14 protein-coding genes and 1 pseudogene are annotated in these 23,791 nt (G+C 32.6%); 8 read left to right on the forward strand and 7 right to left on the reverse strand.

The window, feature by feature from the left end; genetic code table 11:
* On the forward strand, positions 1 to 454 hold a 454-nt coding region (locus REB14_RS08580; protein ID WP_309521964.1), incomplete at its 5' end, for a peroxidase family protein.
* A 311-nt stretch (positions 455 to 765) separates the two neighbouring features.
* Here REB14_RS08580 and REB14_RS08585 read toward each other — a convergent pair.
* Genes REB14_RS08585 through REB14_RS08595 form a run of 3 tightly spaced genes read right to left on the reverse strand, consistent with a single transcriptional unit; the run spans position 766 to position 6,549 of the window.
* On the reverse strand, positions 766 to 966 hold the full coding sequence (locus REB14_RS08585; RefSeq protein WP_079243051.1) for a hypothetical protein: 201 nt from the start codon (positions 964 to 966) through the stop codon (positions 766 to 768).
* Between the two features lie 2 nt (positions 967 to 968).
* Positions 969 to 5,807 (reverse strand): CotH kinase family protein, encoded by a 4,839-nt coding sequence (locus tag REB14_RS08590; protein WP_309521965.1) that lies wholly within the window; start codon positions 5,805 to 5,807, stop codon positions 969 to 971.
* Position 5,808: 1 nt separating this feature from the next.
* Entirely contained in the window at positions 5,809 to 6,549 is a 741-nt protein-coding gene (locus tag REB14_RS08595; protein ID WP_309521966.1) for a hypothetical protein, read from the reverse strand.
* A 534-nt stretch (positions 6,550 to 7,083) separates the two neighbouring features.
* On the opposite strand from REB14_RS08595, the pseudogene REB14_RS24200 reads away from it, so the two are divergent.
* A pseudogene (locus tag REB14_RS24200) lies at positions 7,084 to 7,326 on the forward strand (ISAon1 family transposase N-terminal region protein); the annotation flags it as partial.
* A 561-nt stretch (positions 7,327 to 7,887) separates the two neighbouring features.
* Here REB14_RS24200 and REB14_RS08600 read toward each other — a convergent pair.
* The 3 genes from REB14_RS08600 to REB14_RS08610 form a co-directional block, all read right to left on the reverse strand.
* The gene (locus REB14_RS08600) at positions 7,888 to 8,094 is read right to left on the reverse strand and encodes a hypothetical protein (RefSeq protein ID WP_309521967.1); all 207 of its coding nucleotides are present in this window, start codon (positions 8,092 to 8,094) and stop codon (positions 7,888 to 7,890) included.
* Between the two features lie 455 nt (positions 8,095 to 8,549).
* A complete protein-coding gene (locus tag REB14_RS08605) occupies positions 8,550 to 9,020 on the reverse strand; it encodes a helix-turn-helix transcriptional regulator (protein WP_309521968.1) in 471 nt (156 codons plus the stop codon).
* A gap of 6 nt (positions 9,021 to 9,026) precedes the next feature.
* A complete protein-coding gene (locus REB14_RS08610) occupies positions 9,027 to 9,545 on the reverse strand; it encodes a hypothetical protein (RefSeq protein ID WP_309521969.1) in 519 nt (172 codons plus the stop codon).
* Positions 9,546 to 9,912: 367 nt separating this feature from the next.
* On the opposite strand from REB14_RS08610, the gene REB14_RS08615 reads away from it, so the two are divergent.
* The 4 genes from REB14_RS08615 (at position 9,913) to REB14_RS08630 (ending at position 15,852) form a co-directional block, all read left to right on the forward strand.
* The gene (locus REB14_RS08615; protein WP_309521970.1) at positions 9,913 to 10,707 is read left to right on the forward strand and encodes a hypothetical protein; all 795 of its coding nucleotides are present in this window, start codon (positions 9,913 to 9,915) and stop codon (positions 10,705 to 10,707) included.
* 4 nt (positions 10,708 to 10,711) lie between these two features.
* The gene (locus tag REB14_RS08620) at positions 10,712 to 13,879 is read left to right on the forward strand and encodes a DEAD/DEAH box helicase (protein WP_309521971.1); all 3,168 of its coding nucleotides are present in this window, start codon (positions 10,712 to 10,714) and stop codon (positions 13,877 to 13,879) included.
* Between the two features lie 128 nt (positions 13,880 to 14,007).
* A complete protein-coding gene (locus REB14_RS08625) occupies positions 14,008 to 14,955 on the forward strand; it encodes a DUF4365 domain-containing protein (RefSeq protein WP_309521972.1) in 948 nt (315 codons plus the stop codon).
* Between the two features lie 39 nt (positions 14,956 to 14,994).
* Positions 14,995 to 15,852: a hypothetical protein gene (locus REB14_RS08630; RefSeq protein WP_309521973.1), complete on the forward strand. Its 858-nt coding sequence runs from the start codon at positions 14,995 to 14,997 to the stop codon at positions 15,850 to 15,852.
* A gap of 106 nt (positions 15,853 to 15,958) precedes the next feature.
* Here REB14_RS08630 and REB14_RS08635 read toward each other — a convergent pair whose 3' ends face one another.
* A complete protein-coding gene (locus tag REB14_RS08635; protein WP_309521974.1) occupies positions 15,959 to 19,969 on the reverse strand; it encodes a hypothetical protein in 4,011 nt (1,336 codons plus the stop codon).
* A 372-nt stretch (positions 19,970 to 20,341) separates the two neighbouring features.
* On the opposite strand from REB14_RS08635, the gene REB14_RS08640 reads away from it, so the two are divergent.
* Both REB14_RS08640 and REB14_RS08645 read left to right on the forward strand, forming a co-directional pair.
* Positions 20,342 to 21,484, forward strand: a complete 1,143-nt coding sequence (locus tag REB14_RS08640) for a hypothetical protein (RefSeq protein WP_309521975.1) — start codon at positions 20,342 to 20,344, stop codon at positions 21,482 to 21,484.
* 754 nt (positions 21,485 to 22,238) lie between these two features.
* Positions 22,239 to 23,783 carry a T9SS type A sorting domain-containing protein gene (locus REB14_RS08645; protein ID WP_309521976.1) on the forward strand — a complete coding sequence of 515 codons (1,545 nt, stop codon included), beginning with the start codon at positions 22,239 to 22,241 and terminating at the stop codon, positions 23,781 to 23,783.
* Positions 23,784 to 23,791 lie beyond the last annotated feature (8 nt).

The following is a 23,791-nucleotide window of genomic DNA, read 5'->3' on the forward strand; positions in this document are numbered from 1 at the left end:
AGAYRGATTCCGTAATTATCTGAAAAGAAAATACACGGTGTCTACCGAATCTTTATTGATTGATAAAGCACAGCTTTTAACTCTTACTGCCCCAGAATTGACTGTGTTGATAGGAGGAATGCGTGCTTTAGATACGAACTTTGACGGTTCAAAACATGGCGTATTCACCAGCCGTCCTGGAGTTCTTACCAATGATTTCTTTGTGAATCTCCTGGATATGGGAACGCAGTGGAAAGCAATGTCAGACGATAGAGAATTGTACATGGGAACTGACCGCTCAACAGGTCAGCCGAAATGGACAGCAACACGTGCGGATCTTGTTTTCGGATCTAATTCTGAATTGAGAGCCATAGCAGAAGTATACGGAAGTGCTGATGCACAAGGTAAGTTTGTGAAAGACTTTGTCGCAGCATGGACGAAGGTGATGAATCTGGACAGGTTTGATCTGGTTTAATAAATAAAAATGAAAATAGAGAAAGGCAGCTTTTATGGCTGCCTTTTTTATATATCACGTTCATATTTCATTTTAGATTAAAAAAAGAAAACCATCCTTTTTAAGGATGGTTTGTAGTCAAAAGCGAACAAATGTCGAACCAAATAGTTGAAGACCTTATAGTTCTATCAAAGCTAACATCATAAAAACATATTCGTAATTATAGTATTATTCTAACTGATTCGTCATTATATTCGGTCGTATTTTGAGCATATTATTAGTACTCGTTATAAATTTCCGTTTGGGAAATTGGTCATAAAATTTATCATCTTTTAATCAATTTCTTCTGTTTTCACCTCAATATCAATTTCTTCAAAATCATCAGGAGTTTCCTGAATTGGAGTTTCGAGCTTAACGCCATTTAAATAATAGGTTAAACCAAGATATATCTCTTCACTAAAGAGCATTCCATCTATTTTTCTTCTAAATATTTTACCTGCTTCAGCGGTAATTATGTTACTTTCTATATTCATTTTTATTCGATTGGGAAAATTCGTGCGGCATGATAGCTCCAGCTGGTTGCTGTCTTGTAAGCATTTACACTACCTGCCGGTACATATATTTTTATTAAATCATTACTCGGATCATTACACAATGTTTTAGAAATAAGGGTTGGCGGAATTACGGCCAAAATTGTTAATTTCAAATACTTCCCATTTAAAACACCCATAACAAATGGTCTTGTTTCAATATATTCAACTGATGCAGGGAGTTTTACTTCAAAAAATGGTGTAACGATATTGGCAGGAGGAGGAATAGAATCAGCTCTTATTATTGTAAGTGCAGTCCATTCTGAAAGATCATAAGAAGTCAATTGTACATCATTTTCATCCTTCATCGGACTATAAGCAGATTCAAACAACAAATTAGCTTTTATCTCTTTTAAATATTTAAAAGAGATCTTATTATCATCTCCTGATTTTACATAACATTTTGTAAGAACATAAACACCTAATATTTTAACATTTTTGAACCAACTAATATCCACTTTAATATTCCCCAAGCCTCCATCTCCAATTTCTTCAAGATTTTCAAATGGATTGGTTGTATTAGCAATACTTGGTGCTACAAAATATAATGGAAAGGCATTAGCTCCTATTTTTTTTATGTTAGGCGGGAAAATAACATTCGGCCCAAAGTTAATGCCATAAAATGCTCTAAAGCCTATTTCTTCCAAGTTGGTAAAAAATCTAAACTCAGGAAAAGCATTAGAAAAAGCAGTATTATAACTTGGATTAACGGAAGCATTAAAAGCATTATCATCAATCTTAGTCACAAGTCGAGCTTCGGAAAAGCTGAGTTCATTATCACCATTTTTATCATACTTCTCTAAAATTAAAGTTTTTCTTGTTGCACTAGAAAATTGGATAAATTCAGTAATATTTTGGAATGTAAAATGAAAATCAGGCCAATTGTTCTCCATAAAAACTTTATCATCAGCATAAATCGTTTTGAAATTCCATGTACCTTCTACCACTGAATGAGGGAGCGTATTTCCGCTATCATCTATTCCTTTCGCAGCGATAAGCTTATAAAAAGAATCACTATTATCACTGCTTCCTACAAAATTATTGACACTAATTCTACTTATTTTTGTTAAATTATTGACAATAGTAGTTACATTTATTTTTGAACAGTTTTTAATATAAAGCGTTGTAATACTGGTGGGTGTAAAAAATAAATTTTGATTGGAAATAAAATTTTGATTGTCTAAAATAAGCGTATTTGCCACTGCAGGAAGTACTAATAAATTTAGTAAACCACCTTTCGGCAGTAAAACAGCTGAAACACCTGTTCCTGATGCATACACCTTCTTTATCGCTGTACAGCCTGATAAATCAACAGCCTGCTTGAGATTAGGACAATTCGAAATATCCAACTCTTCCAGCAACGTATTATTTCCCACAAAAAGGTTTCTCAAATTTTGATTAGAATACCCCACCACTTGACTTCCAATTCGAAGCCTCGACAAATTCATCGCTTTTGAAACATCTAAAGTACCTAGATACTTTCCTGACAAATCTCCAAGATCTTTAATTGCAGATGCACCATAAATAATGGTTTCTGTATCGTTAAAAGTAATAGCCGGAGCTTGAACTAAAGATGAAACATTTTTTCTAAGCCTTGCACGGTTGATATAGGAACCAAATTTAATCTTAGTGTATCCGTCTTTTTGAGCCGTTAATAAAAAATTAGCATTTGGAGGAATTGCAGGCGTGCCCGAAGGTGTATAAAGTCGCATCGTGATATAATCAGATGAGAAAGTAGACGTGTCATACTTTCCGTCCATATATCTGAATCTATTTAATAACCAATAATTCCTGTGCGATTTTCTTGAGCCTTGTGCGGGGTATAAGTAACTCCCGTTCCCGGCTACCACCAAAGGATCTATATATTTATATTTCGCATCTTCATTAAAAATACTTTCCGCCCATTTGTCAGATTCTAATGTGTTAAAATAAGTATTGCACTTATCATAAGTCAGAATTCCTGAAGTTCTCATTTGCTGATACAAAGCGGTAATTTCAGTATCAAAAGCAACTTCAACCAATTTCCAAAGCTCTGAAAGCGCGCCATTCCAGACAAAACCACTTCCTACTTCGTCGTGAGCTTCCACCCAATAATCATACACATTGTGGCCCTCGTTATTAAGACCTAAAACTGTATCATTATCATAAAAAATAAGATACCAACGGTTGTTTCCTTGTGCATCCGGATACATCGTAAACATTTGATTTTTAGCGCGCTGATCAACCATTGCAAAAAACTCAGTGAAGACATAGTAGAAGAGTAAAAACTGAATATTAAAATGATCTGGAGCCTCCGTTTTGAATTTTGCAGGATTATTTTTGCAACTCACGATCCATGTATGTAAAGCTTCAAGATTCGATGTATCTTCATTATCTTCCGGATATCTTCCCTCAAAATCATTCTTCCATAAATGCTTACCATTTCCGTCTACACTTTGAAAATCTGTAGCAATAAATAATGTATTATCTGACGTATTGTTTAAAAATTCCCAGCATTCCTGACCACCTGTAAAACCCGTTGTTGCTTCATTTGACTTATCATTATTAAAATTATATTTCCCTAAGAAAATACGCTCCGAGTCTGGTGTCGCTCTGTGAAATATAAGCATTGGAAACCCGTCCATCGTAGTACGGATATTAGGATCAATTAATTGTGGCGGAACTAAATAACCCAATTGATTTAAAGAATCTTGTGCAAGCCTCGCCAAACCAATGTTGTGAGTACCGGAAGACTCCATAAAATCGGCTTTAAAAGTAAATGTCTTTTCCGCCAGTGAATTATCACGAAGTTTGTATTTTGAAGAATTTATTTCACCATTTTTAAAACCTCCATTAAATTTAATTTTAAAGTTTTTTCGGGGATAATATTGTGATGATGTACCCTGAACATCAATACTCGCATTTACATAAGAAAACGATTTTGTAGAATCTTGAGCATTTTCATACTCTCCAACAATTGTTTTTTTATCGCCTTTATAAGTCGGCAGATCTCCAACAATGGTTAAGCATGGAATTGATTGTAAACATTTATCGTAGGACAAATTTCCGAATGCATCGTACAATTTATTTCTCTCATAAATGTTGACTTTTTCAACCAGGTTATCCATATCAGCAATAAAATTCGACAACATCTGATCGGCGTTTAGATTATTATTATAAACCCGAATATTATATAGATTAATAGTACAATCACTGCTTCCAATGGTAATGTTTTGAGGAGCTTGTTGTAAAAAGCTGTCTAATGAATTATACTGATATAATGAAGATATAATTCCATTGATATACACAAATACCAATCTTTGATCTGCAACCTTTGTAACGACTACACTTACACGAATCCTTTCCTCTTCTTTAAAAAATATGGACGTACCGTCCTGCTCAGAACTGAACGAAAACGAATTTGAGGTAGCAACAAATCCAACATTTCCATTTTTACAAGAAAAAATAGTACTGTCACTGTTTTTTATATCCGAAGTTGAAAATTCAAATTCTAATGTTTTACCACCTGTTTTAAAATCATTTTCAAAAATCTTGAAAGGAATCTCAACCCTTGCATTTCCGCTCACTTTAAGTGCCACAGAACCCTTTGAATCCTGAATCCATCCATTGGTGCTGAAATCAAAATCAGTAAGAGTACATGACAGGTTTTTGTATTTCCACTCGTTTTTGTTAATCTCTGAATTGCTTCTGTTTCGACTGCTTAAAAATAATTCCAGGCCTAACGTTTCGGCTTCAACTTGAATATCAAATGCTGCTACAACTACTGAAGTATTTTTCGTGACATTGCCACATTTAAAAGTTACAGTGTGCGCACCTGAGTCCGTAAATGTATAGGTGAACTTCTGCAAACTTCTATTTACAAGTAATTTTGAAACCTTCAGTCCGTCGACCAAAATCTCAACATCGCTATAATTTGATGATGGTGAATACACCAGATATTCAATCGAAGCTGGAGCATATTGATTAGCAACAACATTATTTGCTGAAGAAACCAGAGGTGTTAAATTACCAGCAACAACACTGATAATATCTGTAAATAAGTGATTGCTTTCAATGATCTCTCCTGACAAATCAGCGGTCATATACACCTCTAAAATATGAACTCCGTGAGACTGTGCAGGAATTTCATAAAGAAGCTCTTTGTTATTTATGGAAGTAACCACTGGCGGAAGATCTGATCCATTTAATTTGAAATGAATCGTCTTCTCGACATTCCCGGTTGGAATATATCGAAAAATGATTGGTCCCGAATTAATAGTGGTTTTGTCGTAGGTAGTACTTAAAGCAAGTGCTATTGTTTGAATATCATATTTTAATTTCCTATTATTACCATAACTATCGGTGATACTAAGCGTTATTGTATTATCCCCTGCCAAAATATATGGTGTGATATCTATCTCATTGGCTCCCTGATTAATGTTTTTATTAAATAGGATCGTGTTTCCTTTTAAAATACTCGCAGTTCCTCCGCCAGTCTCACTACCATCAACGCTGTCGATGGATGACCACGAAAAAACTATTCTAACTTCACTTCCAAATGCTTTTACGAACGATGCCGGTATTTCAGATTTTGCGCGAAAAACAATTCCATTGGCTCCTCCGGTTCCACCGCCAGTTCCGTACTCACTTTCTGACTTTTCTCCTAAAGCTGAATATGCAATCTGTTTAATGATTTTTCCATCTTCATTTTTAATGAAGAACATCACGGGATAAATGAAGTTATCTGCAACTTCTTTATCTGATCTTTCATAATTTGTAAAATAAATTCTTCCTGTATATCTCATTTTAATCTTCTTGTGTTAAATCAATAAAACCATCTGTTCCACCTCCAGGCATATTAACCTCCAGAACAGACCAAACAAAACCATCAAAGGAAATTATTCCGAAATTTTCAATCTTAACTCCTGAAGCATTTTCGTAAACTCCACTCCCTGCCCAAAACCATTTTGCTGATCCCGGCTTAACAATAATATGATCAGTAGGCCTTAAAATTCCTCCAAAGGAAGAATTTGCTCCTGAACCTTTAAGCAATTCTATCTGCTCCCTGTTTTCTTTGATATAGTCTACGATTTTCTGAAGTTTATCAAGATTATCATCATTCGAGGTTAGTATTTCGCTGATTTTTGCAGTCAGCTCAAGCATTTCATTATCTTTTGCCTGAAGTATATTTACAATTTCCTCGATTTGTTCCTTTGTATAGACATTTCCGGTCTCTTCACCATCGTCTATAGTGGCTGCTAGTTTGATCTTTAATTTTTCTTTCCATTCTTCTATATTGCTAGTAGTAAGATTGGATGCATTAAGTCTTGCGAGCACCAAATTGTGTGCGCCTTCATCTTGCAGATGATTTGTAAAAGTTGTGCTGGATACCGTTTTTTGAAAAGTTTCATTTAAACCCGTTACTTCATCCATCCTGATATTTTCATCTAAATGACGGAATGAAGAAAAGGTCTGCTGAAACTGCTGTTCTGTGGGTATATCGCCCTTTTCAAACCAGCTAAATATTGTTTTTAATGGTACTTTCATTATTATTGGAAATTAGTTTTTATAAAATTGATAGTTTGAGGGAAAGTCTATTCTAGATAGATTATTGTAGTTAAATAGAATTCTATTTTTTTTGAATAATTATTGATTTCCGCCCTCTTTTATCGTACTGTCAATTAGTGAATTATTAATATGGTTGCAACTTAGAAAACTTATATTTTTGCAATGTTTTTTGTAATTTTATTTTAAATTAACTACACTTTTTCTATGCTGTTTTCTTGGTGTATTTTTTTTGCCTCCAATGATCATTTACATTCTTTAGAGTGCAAATTTCATTGTTTTTTGGTCCTTATAAAAGTTTTTTGACCTTGCTATTCTGTAGTTGCAGTAAGAAGTATTTTTAACTGAAATAAGACGGTGTGAATTAATAATCAATTCATCAAAATAATATTTTATATGAGTACGATAAATGGGATCAGTCTCAAAAGTTGTGAATGTAGTGTTAAGTTTTTAAATTTGGAATATGTATGTTCCTGATGAACTAGTAAAACTCTTACTTCCGGATTTTTAGTAGAGTACTTTGATATCATACAAGCAGAAGAAGTAGATAGAGTACTTTATATCGATTTTGAGGACAAGAATATCATTCCCCAAGAATTCACCCATCGTCCGTATTATTCTAATGGTTTCCACTCTTCGGTTCTTGTTGAAGATTTTCCTTTGGAGAGAAAACGGGTTCTGCTTCATATCAAAAGGAGGAAATGGATTGATAAAACCACTGGAGAATCTATCTTAAGAAAAACAATAATGAATCATTAATAGAGAGATAGAGAGATCTTGGTCTTTTTTGATAAAAGAATCACTAATGCTTTTGCTAAAACTTTTAATGCTAAAATCAAAAACTTCAGAATACAGCATAGAGGGGTAAAGGATAGAACATTTTTCCTCTTTAGTTTAATCAAACTTTTGCTTAGCCCACAACTTTTTTGTTTGATCCCCTTTTATGACCAATTCAGTATCTACCTTTTTTATTTTTCAAAAGGGAACAAAAAACAAAAACCATCCTTAAAAAAGGATGGTTTGTAGACTCAAACGAACAAATCTCGAAACATTTTATTGAAGATTTAAAATCGGTAAACTCAATAATTGTCACAGAGATTTGTAATTCAATTTAAACATTGTAACTATCTAAATAGATTAGAAATTGCAACAAAATGAAAATATTAGAACCCAAAGCCTTAAATTTTCGGTTACTTTAAGCATCAGTTTATTTTGGTGAATATTAATTTTATCGAAACTTTTAATTCATCTTTTTTGTAGTAACACATATTTAATTATTTTAATGCTTCTATTGCTTGATTAGCATTATTTCTAAGGTGTCTATATTTCAATACCATCAAAAATATCTAAAGCTTGATTAATTAAAGTTTTATTTTTAATTATTTCTGAAACCAATTTACTATAAATTGCAAGGATTAATTGGATTGGTTCTTTGTCATAATATCCACTATCTTGAATATCAGGTTTATCTCTAAAATCTATGTTTTGAAGTAATTCCAAGCATTTTTCAGGATGATTTTTGAACATGTTGAAAGGTATTCTTTATTCATAGTAGTTTGCAACATTAAAGATGTACAAAAGGTGTACACATTGAAGTGTTACAAAATCATCATTTTTTAGGTTTTATCACAAATTTCAACTTGTTTAAATACTGATTAATACAAATAAATTCCAATTAAATAGTAGTTGTGAGAGAATTAAAATGTACACCTTTACAGTTTAGTACTACTAAAAAACAATTACAACTGTTAATTCTCCAGTAATTTCTCTTAAGCAAAGTCAGCTTTGAAGCTTAGCAAATTATTTAAAGAATTTAGAAAAGTTTCTGTAGAAAAATCAAGTAAATAAAAAGACATAAAAAAAACCCTGTATTAACAGGGATTTTATTTGATGTTATAAAGCAATTTGTAATAAAAATACAGTTGAATATAAAAGTATATTTTTTAGAGTAATGATAAAGCTGGCTACTCAACTACACTATTTTAAAACTCTAAAATTTTAGCATAATCATACTTTTCATACTCTTTACTTCTCTTCTCTTCCTTTCGTAATTCTGCTATTTCGTTCTTAATTTGAATTCGATACCAGTATTCAGGTTTAGTATGTGTAAAGTAGCTAATTTTAAGAACTACTTCAGCATTCAACTTCCTCTCCCCTACTAAATATTTATGGAGATTAGAATCTTGCATATCTAAATATTTCGCAAATTCTTTCTTAGTTATATTTAATGTACGAAGATACATTTTAACAAAATCTAAAAGCTTTAAGCTTTCTTCATTTGTACTATCAACTGCAATATAATCTTCAATTCTATATTGTATAGATAAAAGTTGATTTCTTAACAATCGCTCTTTACTTTGTTTTTTTGAACTTGCTTTGATAAAATCTTTAAGTAAAGCTTTCTTAGACTCATCAAAAACACTTTCTAACGTTACTTCCTTTTTTGTTTTCATGTCTAACTATTTATTTAAATAAAACTCAATTAACTTTTCGCCATCCTCTGGTTTGATTAGCATTAGATCTGTTTCTGCAAATCTTATGGCATAATATTTTTTTGAATATAGTGCCATTAACTTTATTTGATCTTCTTCGGACTCTTCAGAAACATGAAATGTAAGATACCCCGTATAATAATCTTTTCCATGAATAAAACTTAATCTGCTTGCAAAAGCTATAAGACAACCAGCTATTTTATCATATTGCTTTTCATTACCTTTATTATGGGGAGCAATTTCAATGTAAGCCATGTATGGCTCCTTACCTTCTAACATTTTGAAAATTAAGCACCCTTCTATAACTTCGTCCGAATGCTCGGCAACCAGTACATAAGTTATAGTATTTTTTCCTATTGAAAGTTTATTAAAACTAAATCTCCAATTGTCAGTTATGGATGGTAAGTTACCTTTAAAATCCTTAGCTTCTACAATTTTTGCATCAATATCAACTTGGTTCTCGACATCATAAATTTTTACTTTCATTCAATAATGTTCTTACATCAAAGATAATAAAAAATATACAAATTGTATAATTAAATTATACAATTTGTATATTTTTTATATATCGATATAGCAATTGCTTTACTTTTTTCTAATATAATAGAATCTAACAATCAACTAGTTACATTTAAATGATACAAATATGGTACAAATTTAATGATATATTTTCTAGACCAGATAATGGTAAGTTCTTTCTTGATATATAAATTTGATTTACTATTAATTTTATTAAAGTATTGTAAGGATTCTATTGTTTTTAATTTTTTTTTTTTGTTTCATCATTATTACGGAAAACCGTGATTTTTAAAGTTTATAATTTGTAAATTGCGTTATAAACTAGAAACCGTTAATGAATGTTATTTTTCAACAGATAGATGCTGATCATCGATCTTATCACGGCATATCCTTGGATGAAAATGAATGTCGCGAACACTTAAAAACAAGTGTAAAGGACAATTTACTTGATCGGGAGGAGTGGCATGATTCGCTTGCTCGCCTTAGAGCTCTCCAAGAAGAAACGGGATTTGCTGCCAACGCGGATTTAATAGCCGATATTCAAAGTTTACTTGACGAACAAATAGAATTAAAACAATTTCGCATTGGTGAGGCTTATGCTGAAATCATGCTTGAACAAGAGTTTGTCTGCAGGTTTCATTGGAATGAAAATCGCGATGCGAGAAATCCCAAAGGAAATAAAACCGGAGCAGATTTAGTCGGGTTCACAGAGATTGATGGACAAGTAGTTTTTCTTTTTGGAGAAGTCAAAACCTCGTCTGAGACAGCTAACCGCCCTCCGCAAGTCATGACGTATGCGGATGGCATCGAAAAGCAGTTAAGTGAACTTTATAGTAATCGAAATAAAAGGTTTATACTTATTTCTTACCTCAAAAATAAAATGCGACACTATCCGGATGGACATCCTTTCAAAATAGACTTTGATGCAAGTGAGCGTAGTTATTATTCCGGACTATCTAATTTTCAGCTTTATGGAGTATTGGTACGAGATATTGAATCAGATATTAGAGATGTATCAATAAGTTATGACAGGTTAAAAAATCATATTTTGGAACCGAATGGGATCAAGCTTTTAGCATTATATTTGCCGATTCGTAAAGAAGAGTGGGAAACCATTATAAAAGAATAAAAGAATGAGTATCAATTTAAAATATAGCTATTTAGAAAAGGCATATCCAGATATGCTTGAATCTATTGGCGTGCTCATTCAGCAAACAAAACTTTCTGCTCGTTTTACTGATACTGCAATGAGCGAGGAAAACTCACACCGCTTATCCATTGCTAAAGAGTTATGCGAATTGAGAATTATCGAAATTTGGGATGAAAGAACAGACAATATTGAATTCAAAGCATTATGTTCTACTTATCTTGACATAGCTAGCCAACTTCCTATTTCAAATGAAGATGAGTATTTTATCTACGAGCAGTTTAAGTTAATTTCTTTCGGCTATTTAGGTGAACATTGGCATTTTGTAAAGCAGTATTTAAAGAAAAATATTGAAGTATTCAACGCTTTAGAAGCAGACTCAAACTGGAGTCTGAGAATCTTGACATTATCTTTTAAAGCATTAGTGCATTTGGTAAAAAAAGATTCATGGCATGAAATAAATCTTGGTGTAACTTATATAAACCAACTTAGAGAAGAGCAAGCGGAATTTGAAAATTCTTTTTTAAACGAAATAAATGAAGAGGGGCGTGGTTATGGAGCAGCTGAATTAGTCTCTTTATATCATTTTGCAAAAAATGTTGAAATTCTGGCAAAATATTTATTGGAAGGTCGCCCACTCGAACCTGAGACAGAAATTCAATATCACCTAAATTTTGCAAGAGAATTTGCTCAAAAATCGGGAAACATTAGCTTAAATCTTTTATATCAATTTTTTGATGCTTTCGCTCAAAAAATTATAAGAAATACAATATGGTATACAACTCGTGGAATTAATAATTGGGTTACGAGATTTAATAACTACATCTCTCGAAAAGAGGATCATGGTTTATTCGAACTATTATATCCTCAAAGGGAGTCTATTATTGAAGGAGGGCTGTTAAATCCAGCGCATCGAGCGGTGGTAATTAATCTACCAACTTCTAGTGGAAAAACCCTAATAGCTGAGTACAAAATCCTCCAAGCGCTAAATCAATTTAAGGCACAAGGAGGCTGGGTAGCTTACCTGGCACCTACGAAAGCTTTAGTAAATCAAGTTTTTAATCAATTAAAGAGAGATCTCGGATCAATCGGAATAAAAGTTGAAAAAGCAAGTGGCGCAATAGATTTAGATGGCTTTGAACAGCATTTAGTCGAGGAGAATGGAAATCATACGGATTTTGACATCCTAGTTACAACATACGAGAAAATGAACCTTTTGATTCGTCAAGGGCTTGGTACTTCACCCGAGAGATCATTGGTACTTACAGTTGTTGATGAAGCACATAATATAGAGGAGGCATCTAGAGGTTTAAATTTAGAGTTTTTACTTTCAACTATTAAAAATGACTGTGAGGAAGCTAACTTCCTATTAATGACTCCAGACATTGCCAATTCTGCAGAAATATCTTCTTGGCTTGCTGGTGACCGAGGCCATGTCATCAATCTAGAATTAGACTGGTGGCAGCCTAATGAAAGAGTTGTAGGAGCAGTAGAAGTTAAAGGTCAAGGCAGGAATTATGATATAACACTACGGCCACTACATACTGATAAGGGTACTTATGAAATTGGAGAAACCATACAAATGGTTGAATACGTAAATGCCAGTTTAACTAAAACACAAGTTACGGGATCAAAGTCAAGAATTTCCTCTTCTCTTGCATTAGGTATTCTTGATGTTAATGCCCCCATTATTATTTTAGCTTCTAGTCCAAGCGAAACTTATAATATAGCAGAGAAACTGTATAATGATTCTCCTGCTATTGATGAGGAAGACGAAGATGTAGATTTGCTACTGCGACTCGTTAAGAGCGAATTAGGAGAAGACTTCCCGCTTGCCAGATATTTAGAAAAAAGAATTGCAGTTCATAGTTCAGCACTTCCTGATGATATAAGGTTTCTTATTGAAGACTTAATGGCTAATGAGAAGCTTCAGGTAATTATTGCCACTACAACGATAGCTCAGGGCATAAATTTTCCTGTTTCGGCAGTTATAGTAGGATCATATAACTATCCTTTTTCGGGGGCTATGCCAGTTCGAGACTTTTGGAATCTTGCAGGTAGAGTTGGCAGAGCTGGTCAGGAAAGCATGGGCTGGGTGGGAATGGCTGTTAGAAATGAAAGAGATCTTATTGAGGTGACAAACTATGTTCAAAAAGCATCTAATGAACTTCATTCTCAGTTGGTGAATGCCATTGATGTCGCATTGAGATACGCAGATGCGGACTTTGACAGATGGCTATATTTTGATGAACGTTGGTCTGCAATATTGCAGTTCATCTCTCATTTGAGAAAACAGACTACTCAGCGAGAAACATTTTTAGCTCAGCTTGAACTTAAACTTCAAAGCACATTTGGTTATAGACAGTTATCCCAAGATAAAAAAGTATTTCTACGCGATCATTTGCGGAGATATGCTTCAAATTTAAGCCTTGCAGAAGCAAATCTCGCAGATTCTACAGGCTTTTCATCTGTCTCTGTGCGACAGATGATTGGAAGGCTTAGAGGAAGTGAAATTACAGCTAATGACTGGAACAAAACTCAACTTTTTTCTGAACAAAATCAGACGATGCAAAAACTTGTTGGGATTATGCTTAACACCTATGAAATAAGAAAATCAATGGATGAACTCAATGGTGGCGAACAAGTTCTTGACAAAACATCGATTGCTAGATTAGTAATAGATTGGGTTAATGGAAAAGATATGTCATCTATAGCTGCTCGCCTTTATCCTGGTGAAGATTCAACTACTGCAATACAAAAAGCGACAAAAGCTCTATATAAGGTTGTTGCCAATTCTGCAACTTGGGGATTGGCTGCTTTGCAAAAAATGCCTACAAGTGGTTTGGATTGGGAAAATATGTCTGAAGTAGATAAGAAAAAGATGGCTAATTTGCCAGCTTATCTTCATTATGGAGTTAATACCGACGAAGGCGTGTTGATGAGAAAAAATAATGTCCCCAGAAGTATTGCTAAAAAGCTAGGTGAACTTTACCAAGCCAGCGTCGGAGGTAATATTTTTAATCAACCTTCTGATTCTGTCGGCACTTGGTTAAGTACCCAAACAATCCATGTTTGGAATGAAGCTAAGCCTCTAGATTCTTCTTTATCCGGAGAAGATTATAAAAAGGTTTGGAAAAAACTAAATGGCTTATAGTATGACAGTGATTAAAGTATTGAACACTATTGTCATATACAGAATTCTTAAGACGTTCCAGTTTCGGGAAATATCTGAATTCCTACAAAAGATCTTATGAAAATTATCTTTTTCACTATACATTTTCAATGACGCAGTTTAATAATATAGATCGAATAGGTATCAATAAAGTTGAGTCTATAATTCTTTCAGTCTTCGGCTGGATTCCACGAACAATTCTACAATCAGATGTTGGTATTGACATGGAAGTAGAGATTGTTGATAATAAAAAAGCAACTGGGCAATTATTTGTTCTGCAAATTAAAACAGGAGAAAGTTATTTCGATGAAGAAAAGGGCGACTGTACAATATACAGAGGTGATATTAATCATTATAACTATTGGACAAACCACTCTTTACCTGTCTTTATTGTTTTATGTAATCCCTCCACTGATATTGTAATCTTTGAACAGATTATAAAAGAAAACTGTGAACTATTGTCAAAAGGTTTTAAAATATCCATTCCTAAAACTAATATCTTAGACTCATCGAATATTGATAAATTTAGCACAATTAAAAATGAATCAAGTTATAACAAACGACTTCAAAGGTTAATTATCCAAAAAGAATTAATCAACAAAGTTAAAGAAGGAAGGCGTATTATGATTGAGATCGAAGACTGGTGCAATAAGCTTGGATATGGTATGAGTTCCAAAATTTTTGAAATAGATGAAAATGATGATGAAATAGAAATATCAAACTCCGAATCAAATTCCATCGGCTATATTGAGCAGCTAGCTCTTATATATCCTTGGTCTGAGTTCATCGTCGATGATGATTTTTATTATGATGATGAATATGATTCTTTCATGGAAAATTATGGAATTTGGGATCCAGAAGATAAATGCTACGTTGGAGCTCGTGAGAATTTTCGTGATGTACGGCCTCCTTCAAACGAAATAAGACCAGTTAATACTGGCGGAGGTGAAATCAATTTGTATCGATTAGAATTTACCCTTAATGAAATTGGAGAAAGTTTTATTCATTTGGATAAATATTTAGATGAATCAATACAATTGAAATTAAGATTACGATAGTGTTGATTTAATATTAAAAATGAATCTTTAAACTTCAATATGGATAAAAAAAGACTTGTAATCAAGGGCACGATTCTGATCGGTCCTCAAAGTTTTAAGGTAGGTGAAGATATTTTTTCCTCAGTACTTCTATCCGTAATGTCCTCTTGGTATTATTCAACTTACTCGAGTGCCGGTGAGCCTTTAAGAGATTATTCGGAACAAGAATTAAGAGAATTTGGTAAAATTAGATTAGCACTCAATGGCTATACTAATGACCTTCATAATATATCTATTAATTACGGTTTATTTAAGGAAATTAATAATAATACCGAGATTGGTATTTATAAAGGTAATATTTATTTAGAGTCAATATTTGAGAATATTTTTACCAACCTAAGAAGTTTGTATGATTTCTTCTACCATTTTATTAAAATTTGTCTTGACGAAAAACAGCTTAAACAATATCCGGGAACAGATTCCATAAATACCTTGGTAAGCTATGCTAAAAAACCAAATAATGCAGACAAATTACCTTCTGAAATAATTAGATATTTAGAATATATCCAATCAGATTTAGACGATATTAAAAAAATAAGAGACAGTATTATTCATAAAGGAAAAGATATTATGCTAATTAGAGAGTCTGGAAAACTTTATATGAGAATGCCAATTAGGGACTTATTTTCCAAAGACAATTTATTACCAAATATTTTAGAAGAAGAAAATCTTAACTATGATGTTGAAAAATACCTGAGCAAGATCATTAAAACAACATTTAAAAACATGGAGATATTAGGTGATGTTATTTATTCAGAAGTCTACGATAATGAAAATTACAGATGGGGACTCTACGCCATTAGTAATTATTGTATAGACGATTTTAATGATTTTCTAATATTGGAGAACTTTGATTAATCTCGAACTTGACGCTCAAATTTATAAAAAGCAGTTATCTCATTTCGAAAAATAAGATAACTGCTTTTTAAAAATAAATTGCAATTCCAAAATAATTATTATTTACTTACTTCAAATGGAGAATTTTAAGCAAACTTTCTCCTAACTGCATTAGTTTTGGAATTTTATCGTGAAATTCAACTGGAAGAACTGCTATGTTTTTCCAATCATTGGTTCTTTTACCAATATCTAGAATATAATCGTGCACTTTTCTTAAAGTAGTTTTAGACTTTTCCTGCTCAGGTTCCGTCTGTTCTTCCGATAAAGATGTTAAATCAACAAGACCATCTGTGAAAATTTTCTTCCATTCTTCATTATCAGTTTTGAGTTGTTTAAATTCTTCTAATATCTCTCTTGCCATGTTAAAATCATCATTATTTGAATACACATTTAATGTATTGCCCGATCCCCCAAATTGAGAATTCTTAAAATTACCACCGTTAAAATTAAAAGTATCGCCCATAATTATCGCTTTTTGTTTATTGTTGATTTCTATATTTTCTAAATAGTTTTTTGCTTCTTTAAATGTAAATGGCTTTGAAATAGAAGTATAATATGATAATTGAGAATCATCAATTAGCATATTAACATAAAAGAATTTATTATCATCATCAGAAATTTTTGATTTTAAATCATGAAGTGTACTTTGAATCGCTTTATATCCATTTTCGTTATCTGATAAACTAGAAATTAAAGCTTTAAGAACGTTTTGTGAATGATAAAAATCAAAAGTATCTTTCTTTATTGTTTCATCATAAGCGATCTCAAAAATCTCTACCAAAATAGGTAATTCATCTGAACGTTTATAGTTAGAGACATCTTTAACATTATAATCATCCCTGTAGTCTTCCCGCACAGTTTGGCTGAAAGCACGAAGTAATCCCAAATATGTTAATAGAGTACCTTCCGCATTGCAATAAAAAAGAACATTCAAAGCATCCGAAGCAAAGACAAAAGGATCCTTTTTTTCAGCAAGATACTGATTAGCAATAGCCAAAATGAAGTTTTCATTGATGTTTTTTTCCATCATTACTTCAACTGCTTTCCAACATAAATAAGAATCGATTTCAATACAGCATTTTTCCAGAAAAATTATCTGTTCTGCTCTAGCTATTAAATCTATATATTTCGACAGAAAATCTTTGTGTGAATATATGAACCTATCGTTTAAAAAATTCTCTTCAATTACATCATAAGTTTCTTCCAGTTTATTTTCTATAGCATATTCGATATGATCTTTTAACGAACCGGAATCCAGGACCTGATTGTTCAGATTGTAAATAACCTGTTCATTAAATAGCTTCAGATTACCAACTCTCTTTTTAACAAATTCTATAGTACCTTCGGCATTACTGAAAATATTGCAATATCTCAATGTCTTTAAATAAAAATCCTGTGAATATTGAATATTATATTTTTTATCAAAAAAGTATAACAATTTTAGTAATCGATAACCAAAATAAAGACCTAAGTTCCCATCACTTTTAATATTGATTACTTTATCAAATTTAAATTCTTCAGCGAATTTCAGCACATGAGTTTTGATATATGAAATATGTTCTTCTTTTACTTCAAAACCCTCACTTTCTCTGTCTTTGATTTTATCTTTTATCTGGAAAAGCAAAAAATAATCATTATCAACGTATTTAATCACATCTTCCTTAGTCTTGCTTTCAATATTTCTCACTGAAGCTGCAATCGTTTTAAAAACTGAGTCTTGAATCCCATGAACATCCTCGTCTATATACCATTTCCATTCGATATCATGAATCATATTCCATGTCATGTCATCGATATTATTTTTATCGAAAACTTCTGCCACTTTCAAAGCCATAGTTTTTTTATCGAAAAGAATTTCAAAATTATTTTGAACTAGTTCACGTCTCTTCGTCTCTTCTTCAGCCATCTGTTTTCCATTTGGTAAATCACCCGGAAATTCATATCCAGCTTCTCTGAAGACTTTTTCATAATAATACCCCAACTCAAATGAGCTTCCAAAGTACCTATGTCTTAAGTAGTTGATATCTGTAGGTTTCTGAATTTTCAGTTCCTTACTTTTATATTTTTCTAATAAGAAATTAACGCACATTTTACTAGTAAACAGACTTAGCAGAAGAAAATTTTTATCAGAAAGCCCATAAGTATTGACGATATATCTAAAAGCATTGATCTCTTTAGGTGTACGATTAATTATTTCAACTAAAATATTATCCTTCCTATATATAAAGCTGTCCTCAGGTCGTAAAAAAGCATCAATTATTCTGAATAAAAAGTCGTTTTCTTTATTAACAAATAGTAGAATTTTCTCTATAAGTTTTTCTCTGAAATCTTTGTTATAGAAATCAGAGATCTTCAAATCAAATTTGGAATTAAAAATTACATTTAATACTGCTAAAAAACTCTCGGGATTCTTAATTTTTAAGATTATTTTCTCTAAAAGGTATTTAGTTCCACGCATCATATTGTCTTTGATTCTTTCAGGTCTAATCTCGTAAAGCTTATACAACGAATTGATGAAAATATCAAAATGTTCGTCTGTATTATGAAAGTCAGCAATCATTCCAATAATCTGATGATTAATTTCTGGTGAAAAGTCGTCGCAGAAATGCTTTGCGATTTCTTTAAAAAGTTCCGTATCAATTTTATGGAAACCCTTCGATCTAAATGACCGCAAAGCTACATCTTGATATCTTCCAACAGAAAATATAAGACTTTTAAAGATATTTTTAATTTCAGTATCTCTACTATCTGAATCTGTGAAGGACAGAACATCTAGCGCTGAAATAACACTTCGAAAATGATCATTTTTTTTAATAATTTCTATCAAAAAATCAATGTCCGCAAATTCTGCAACCTTGTCAATTGAAAACCTTTTGTCTTTTCCAAACCAAAACGTTTTTTCTACAGCAATCTCATAAAAGTATTTCCTAAATATCAGCTTCTGTGTAGCGTCATCAAGCCTTTCTTTCTCTGCTAAAAATAAAATTTCAGGTTCATTTTTTAAAAGCCATTCTTGTATGTCAAACAGCTTATCATCTTCAACAATATTCAATAAAAACGTGATCGTGTTAAACAATGACGGCTTAGTTATATTTTCTTCGGGAGTAATTTTAATAAGTGAAATAATCTGTTCAGCACTGAACTCAGCCAAGAGCTTAGCAGAAAAAAACTCTTGATAGTTCTTGTGTCTAAAAGTATAGTTCTCAGAATCCGGCAGCTTTTCTATAAATGATATCTGCTCGAAAATCGATTTATCATCCCTACCCAAAAGGTCATAAACATGATCTTCTGAAATATAATTCTGCTGCATTAATTCACTAGTGAACGCAACTTTCTTCAGACATTTCTTAATATGGGGAATATCAATTTCACGCCTTTTTTTGAGCTTATCTTTGGTTAGTTTTTTCAACTCATTTTCAATAAATAAATCCCATGATTCCTCCTGAGTTTCAGGATAAGACCCTTTACTATGATAGTATTCACAAAATAAATTTAAGTTAAAGGGATTTTCCAGATATACTCTGAATTTATTCAGCTCAGCATTATTTAATAGTTTGGAAATTCGTTTTTCCAGTATGCTATTGATCTGCCTGTCTGTCAATCCATCAAGATAGAAGTATTTAAATCCTGAAATATTAATCAAATATTTTTCATAAATATTTGTTCTGCAACTAATAACAACATTTATATTCTTATCCTCATTCTTACTTAGAAAGCTTTCTAGCTCTGAAATAAAATCTTGAATAGCAGCAATTTCGTCTAGTCCGTCAAGAATAAAGGTTATGCACGGAAGTTCCTCCCATTTTTTTAAATGAATTAAATCTTCAAATTTTGAAACTGTGCGAAAGTTTTTCAGATCAATTCTGAATGGACAATTCAAATTGTCCCCTTTTTTTTCCTCTAAAAGATCAAATAAAATATTAAGTTCGGTTGACTTGCCTATTCCTGGATTTCCAAGTAAAACAATTCTACTATTTTTAACCAAAATATCAGAAAGGGTATCTTTGCTTTGTTCATCAATAAGCTGTATTTCTGAATTACTCTTTGGTGTTTTTATATATCGTTGTTCGTAAAACATTGTATTTCTTATTCAAGGTATTAAATTTAATCTATATTAATCAAGCGGAAAGTCAAATTAATACGTTCTTTCATTTTTACTGTTGAGTTGGCAATTCGACGTTCCCAGTTTTCCTCTAAATCACCTTTCATGATTTTATAATCGTGTTTACTTCTGTTTTCATGAATGTTGTTTGCTGATAATACATCTAAGCGTACCACAGATCATCTTTATCAAAAATATCAGTTTTACTATTAAATATAGTTAACTTAAATTGACAGTGGACGATTAGTATTTTTGATTTATTACATTGAAAAATAGAGTTGCTTAAAATATTTCGGAAGTTCGGCTTTATTATATATATCTTTATAATTACTAATAAAAATTTTAACCATGTATTTATTTAATAGAAATCATCTACAACAATTTGATATTATTCTAGTAAGATTTCCGGAAGTTGAAGAAAGTAATAGGATTAGAGAAAACTGCGGTTCGCAGTATAGTCATGCCATCATATATTTAGGCAACGGATCTTTTGTTGAAGGAAATGATCCTACCGTCTGCTTATTCTCATATCACCGATATTATTTTCAAGACTTGGAAAATGTCAAAGTACTCAGATTATCAGAAGAATCAGCAACTGGGTTTGATCCTGAATTAGCTGAAAAAGTGTTAAGAGGTCTATCGAATTGCAACTACTCGCGACGTCTGCTTTTGTATACAAGAAACCGAAACATAGACCAAAGTATTATAGACAACTTTCATGAAAACTTTAAGTGGAATGGTGGGATTGTATGTACATCTTTAATAGGTCTGCCATTTTACGCTGGCGGTATTGACCTTTCCAATACAAACGAACCTTATTATATAGATTTCTCGAATATCGAATCGTTCCAATCCTTTGAGGACGTAACGAAATTAGTACTTGAAGAAACTGATTCGGTAACAGCTAATACATACGACTATATCAGTATGTGTCCAACAAATACAAACCTAGAAAAGCAGGGAGAGGCTATTTACGCATTGAATCGATTTGTTGAAAGTACATTTCGCAACTTAAATAAAAATTTTGAACTATTACAAAATACACAACTTAAGGTCGAAGATTTACAGCTTTCTACTTGGGAAGATATAGTCCCAGTTTTGATGAAAATATATTTGACCGACGAGGGTCAAACAATTGACATAGAAATGTCGGAGCTTCTTTTATCAACAAAATATAATCTACTTTGGTTTGAAGAGGTACATAGTAAGAAAGAACAATTCTTTCCATATTACTACTTTCCATTTAATAGATTTTTAAGAGAAGACTTAGAATTTATGAAAGAGACTTTGAGTGTAACATTAAATCGCAATTCTGCCAACGAGGATGTCTGCTTTCAAAACTTTACCAATTGTCCATGCAGAACTTTACACATACTACTAGACATGTATCGTTCTTTCTCAGATCTTATAAGATCCACTATAACCCAGTACGAACAGTTAATTATCAACTATGAACGATTATCTAAAAATTATATGGACAATCAACTATAGGACAAAGAAATAAAATTGCTTAGCCGAAAAAGCCTGCAATTGCAGGCTTTTTCGGCTAAAATAGATCTGTCTAATAATTATCAACCAATACGACAAGAAGATTTAGGTATTACACAAACATTATCAATTAAAACGTAAGTAGATAGGTAACAAAAAGCGGGATAAAACAAAGAATCTGGAAAGCAGATACGTAAGCAATCGTCTTCACGTGTACAGTCGGCAGCTTATAGATTTCTGCATCCGGCAACAAGCGGGCACACTCGTTCTTAAAAATCAGGAAGACAAGAATGCGTGCGATTTCACCAACTACGCGAAGAAGTTAGGAGCTCATTCGCAACTTTGAAAGTCCTTACGTCCTAACAAAGTTGCTGCTTCGCTCCGTGAGACTTTTTTGTTCAGTATTTTGATAGATTTTCGTTTATAAAATTGTTGGTTTTGGAAGCTGTTGAGAAGCTTTATTGCTAAACTAAACTTTATTTTTTTATTACTGTGACTTTAATCTACAGCACTTTTATTTTAGGATTTCTTTTTGTAAATAAGTGTACAAGTTTAATAATTCAGTGCTATTTAAATATTATACTCAATAAATAAAAAACGACAAGTTCTGTCGTAGTGAGCTTATATTTTTGTAGTTCGATATAACATTAATTGGTAATACATATGTTACAAAAATGAATGAAAATATGGGGTTTTTACGGAGTATGCGTATAAATTATTAATAATACTTTTATCCCCTCAAATATAGCACAAGCCTATGAAAAAAAATTATCTCTGTGTATTCACTTTATACACAGTCTTGGGCATCTCTGCTCAGGAAGTGGTATGGCAGAAAGACATCAAATCCTCTACACAGGATTTTTTAAGCCAGGTCACCACAACAATCGATCAGCAGTATCTGATCACGGGAAGCTCAATTCAGAGCGATAAATTACAACAAGCCAGTAAACAGAACAATGGTTATGATTTCCACCTGGTAAAATTGAACCAGTTAGGAGAAGAAGTCTGGGAGAAATACTTCTCAGGACAAAATCATGACTATCTGTCTGCTACTGTTACTACACAAGATGGAGGATTTCTTTTGGCCGGAACATCTTATTCAGGAAAAGGATTAGATAAAAAAGAGGATTCTAAAGGAGGCTCAGATATCTGGCTGATCAGAATCAATGAATTTGGTGATGAATTATGGCAAAAAACATTGGGAACAGCTGCAGACGAAGAAGCAAGAACCGTTATTCAAACAACAGACTTAGGATTCTTTATTGCCGGTAATGTACAGAATTCCCCTAAAGGTTACGGTTCTAAAGATGTATTAATTGCCAAATTAGACAAAGATGGAAAAGAATTATCCCAACTTGTTTTAGGTGGAAAAGGATTAGATGAAGTAGAGAAAATGATTCCAACGAAAGACGGAGGCGCATTACTCGGAATATACTCCCGGAGCAGTACCGGAGGTACAAAGAAAACGGAAAATTATGGAGAAGGAGATTTTTGGATGGTAAAACTTTCCAAGGATAATAAAGTGGAATGGGAGAAGAACTTTGGAGGAAAAGCGGATGATCATATCAGAACGTTGGCTTTAACTTCAACAGGTTTTATTATTGGTGGGGAATCCAGGTCAGAAAGATCGGAAACGAAAACGGTAGGCACCCAAGAAGGAACAGACCTTTGGCTGATTTCTTTAAATGAAAAAGGTGATGAGCAGTGGCAGAAGTCATACAATTTTGGGAATCGCGATGTCTTAATGAGCATAAGTGTTTTGCATTCAGCTGACGATAAGTCCTCCAAAGGAATTCTATTAGGAGGTTATACGCCTTCAGAGGGAAGAGTGGAGAAAGAGGACAATACTTTTTGGATGCTATACCTCGATGAGATAGGCAATGAACAATGGCGTAAACACATCACGGGAGAATCGAGAAGAAGAGAAGAAAGACTTTCCGATTTAAAGCTGAACAGAGACGGTTCAATTGTTCTAGCCGGAACCAGTGCAGAAGAATTGGGTAAAGAAAACTGGAAGATTGTAAAACTGGGTGACAAACAGGTTGATCAATTAATAGAAAAATACGATATCAAAATCTATCCAAATCCTGTTTCGGATTATGCTTATGTAGAAATAGGACTCAACGACTTCAAAGAGGCAGATATTCTCTTGTATGATATGTCCGGAAGACAGCTTCAGAGTATTAAAACAAAGAACAGAGTGACTAAGATCAATACTCAGGCTTTGATTCAGGGAGCTTATCTGGTGACTATAAAAACAGATACCAACAAAACGGCGAATGCCAAACTAATCAAGAAATAAAAAAACAT

This window comes from Chryseobacterium metallicongregator (genome assembly GCF_031324065.1).
Classification (GTDB): domain Bacteria; phylum Bacteroidota; class Bacteroidia; order Flavobacteriales; family Weeksellaceae; genus Chryseobacterium; species Chryseobacterium metallicongregator.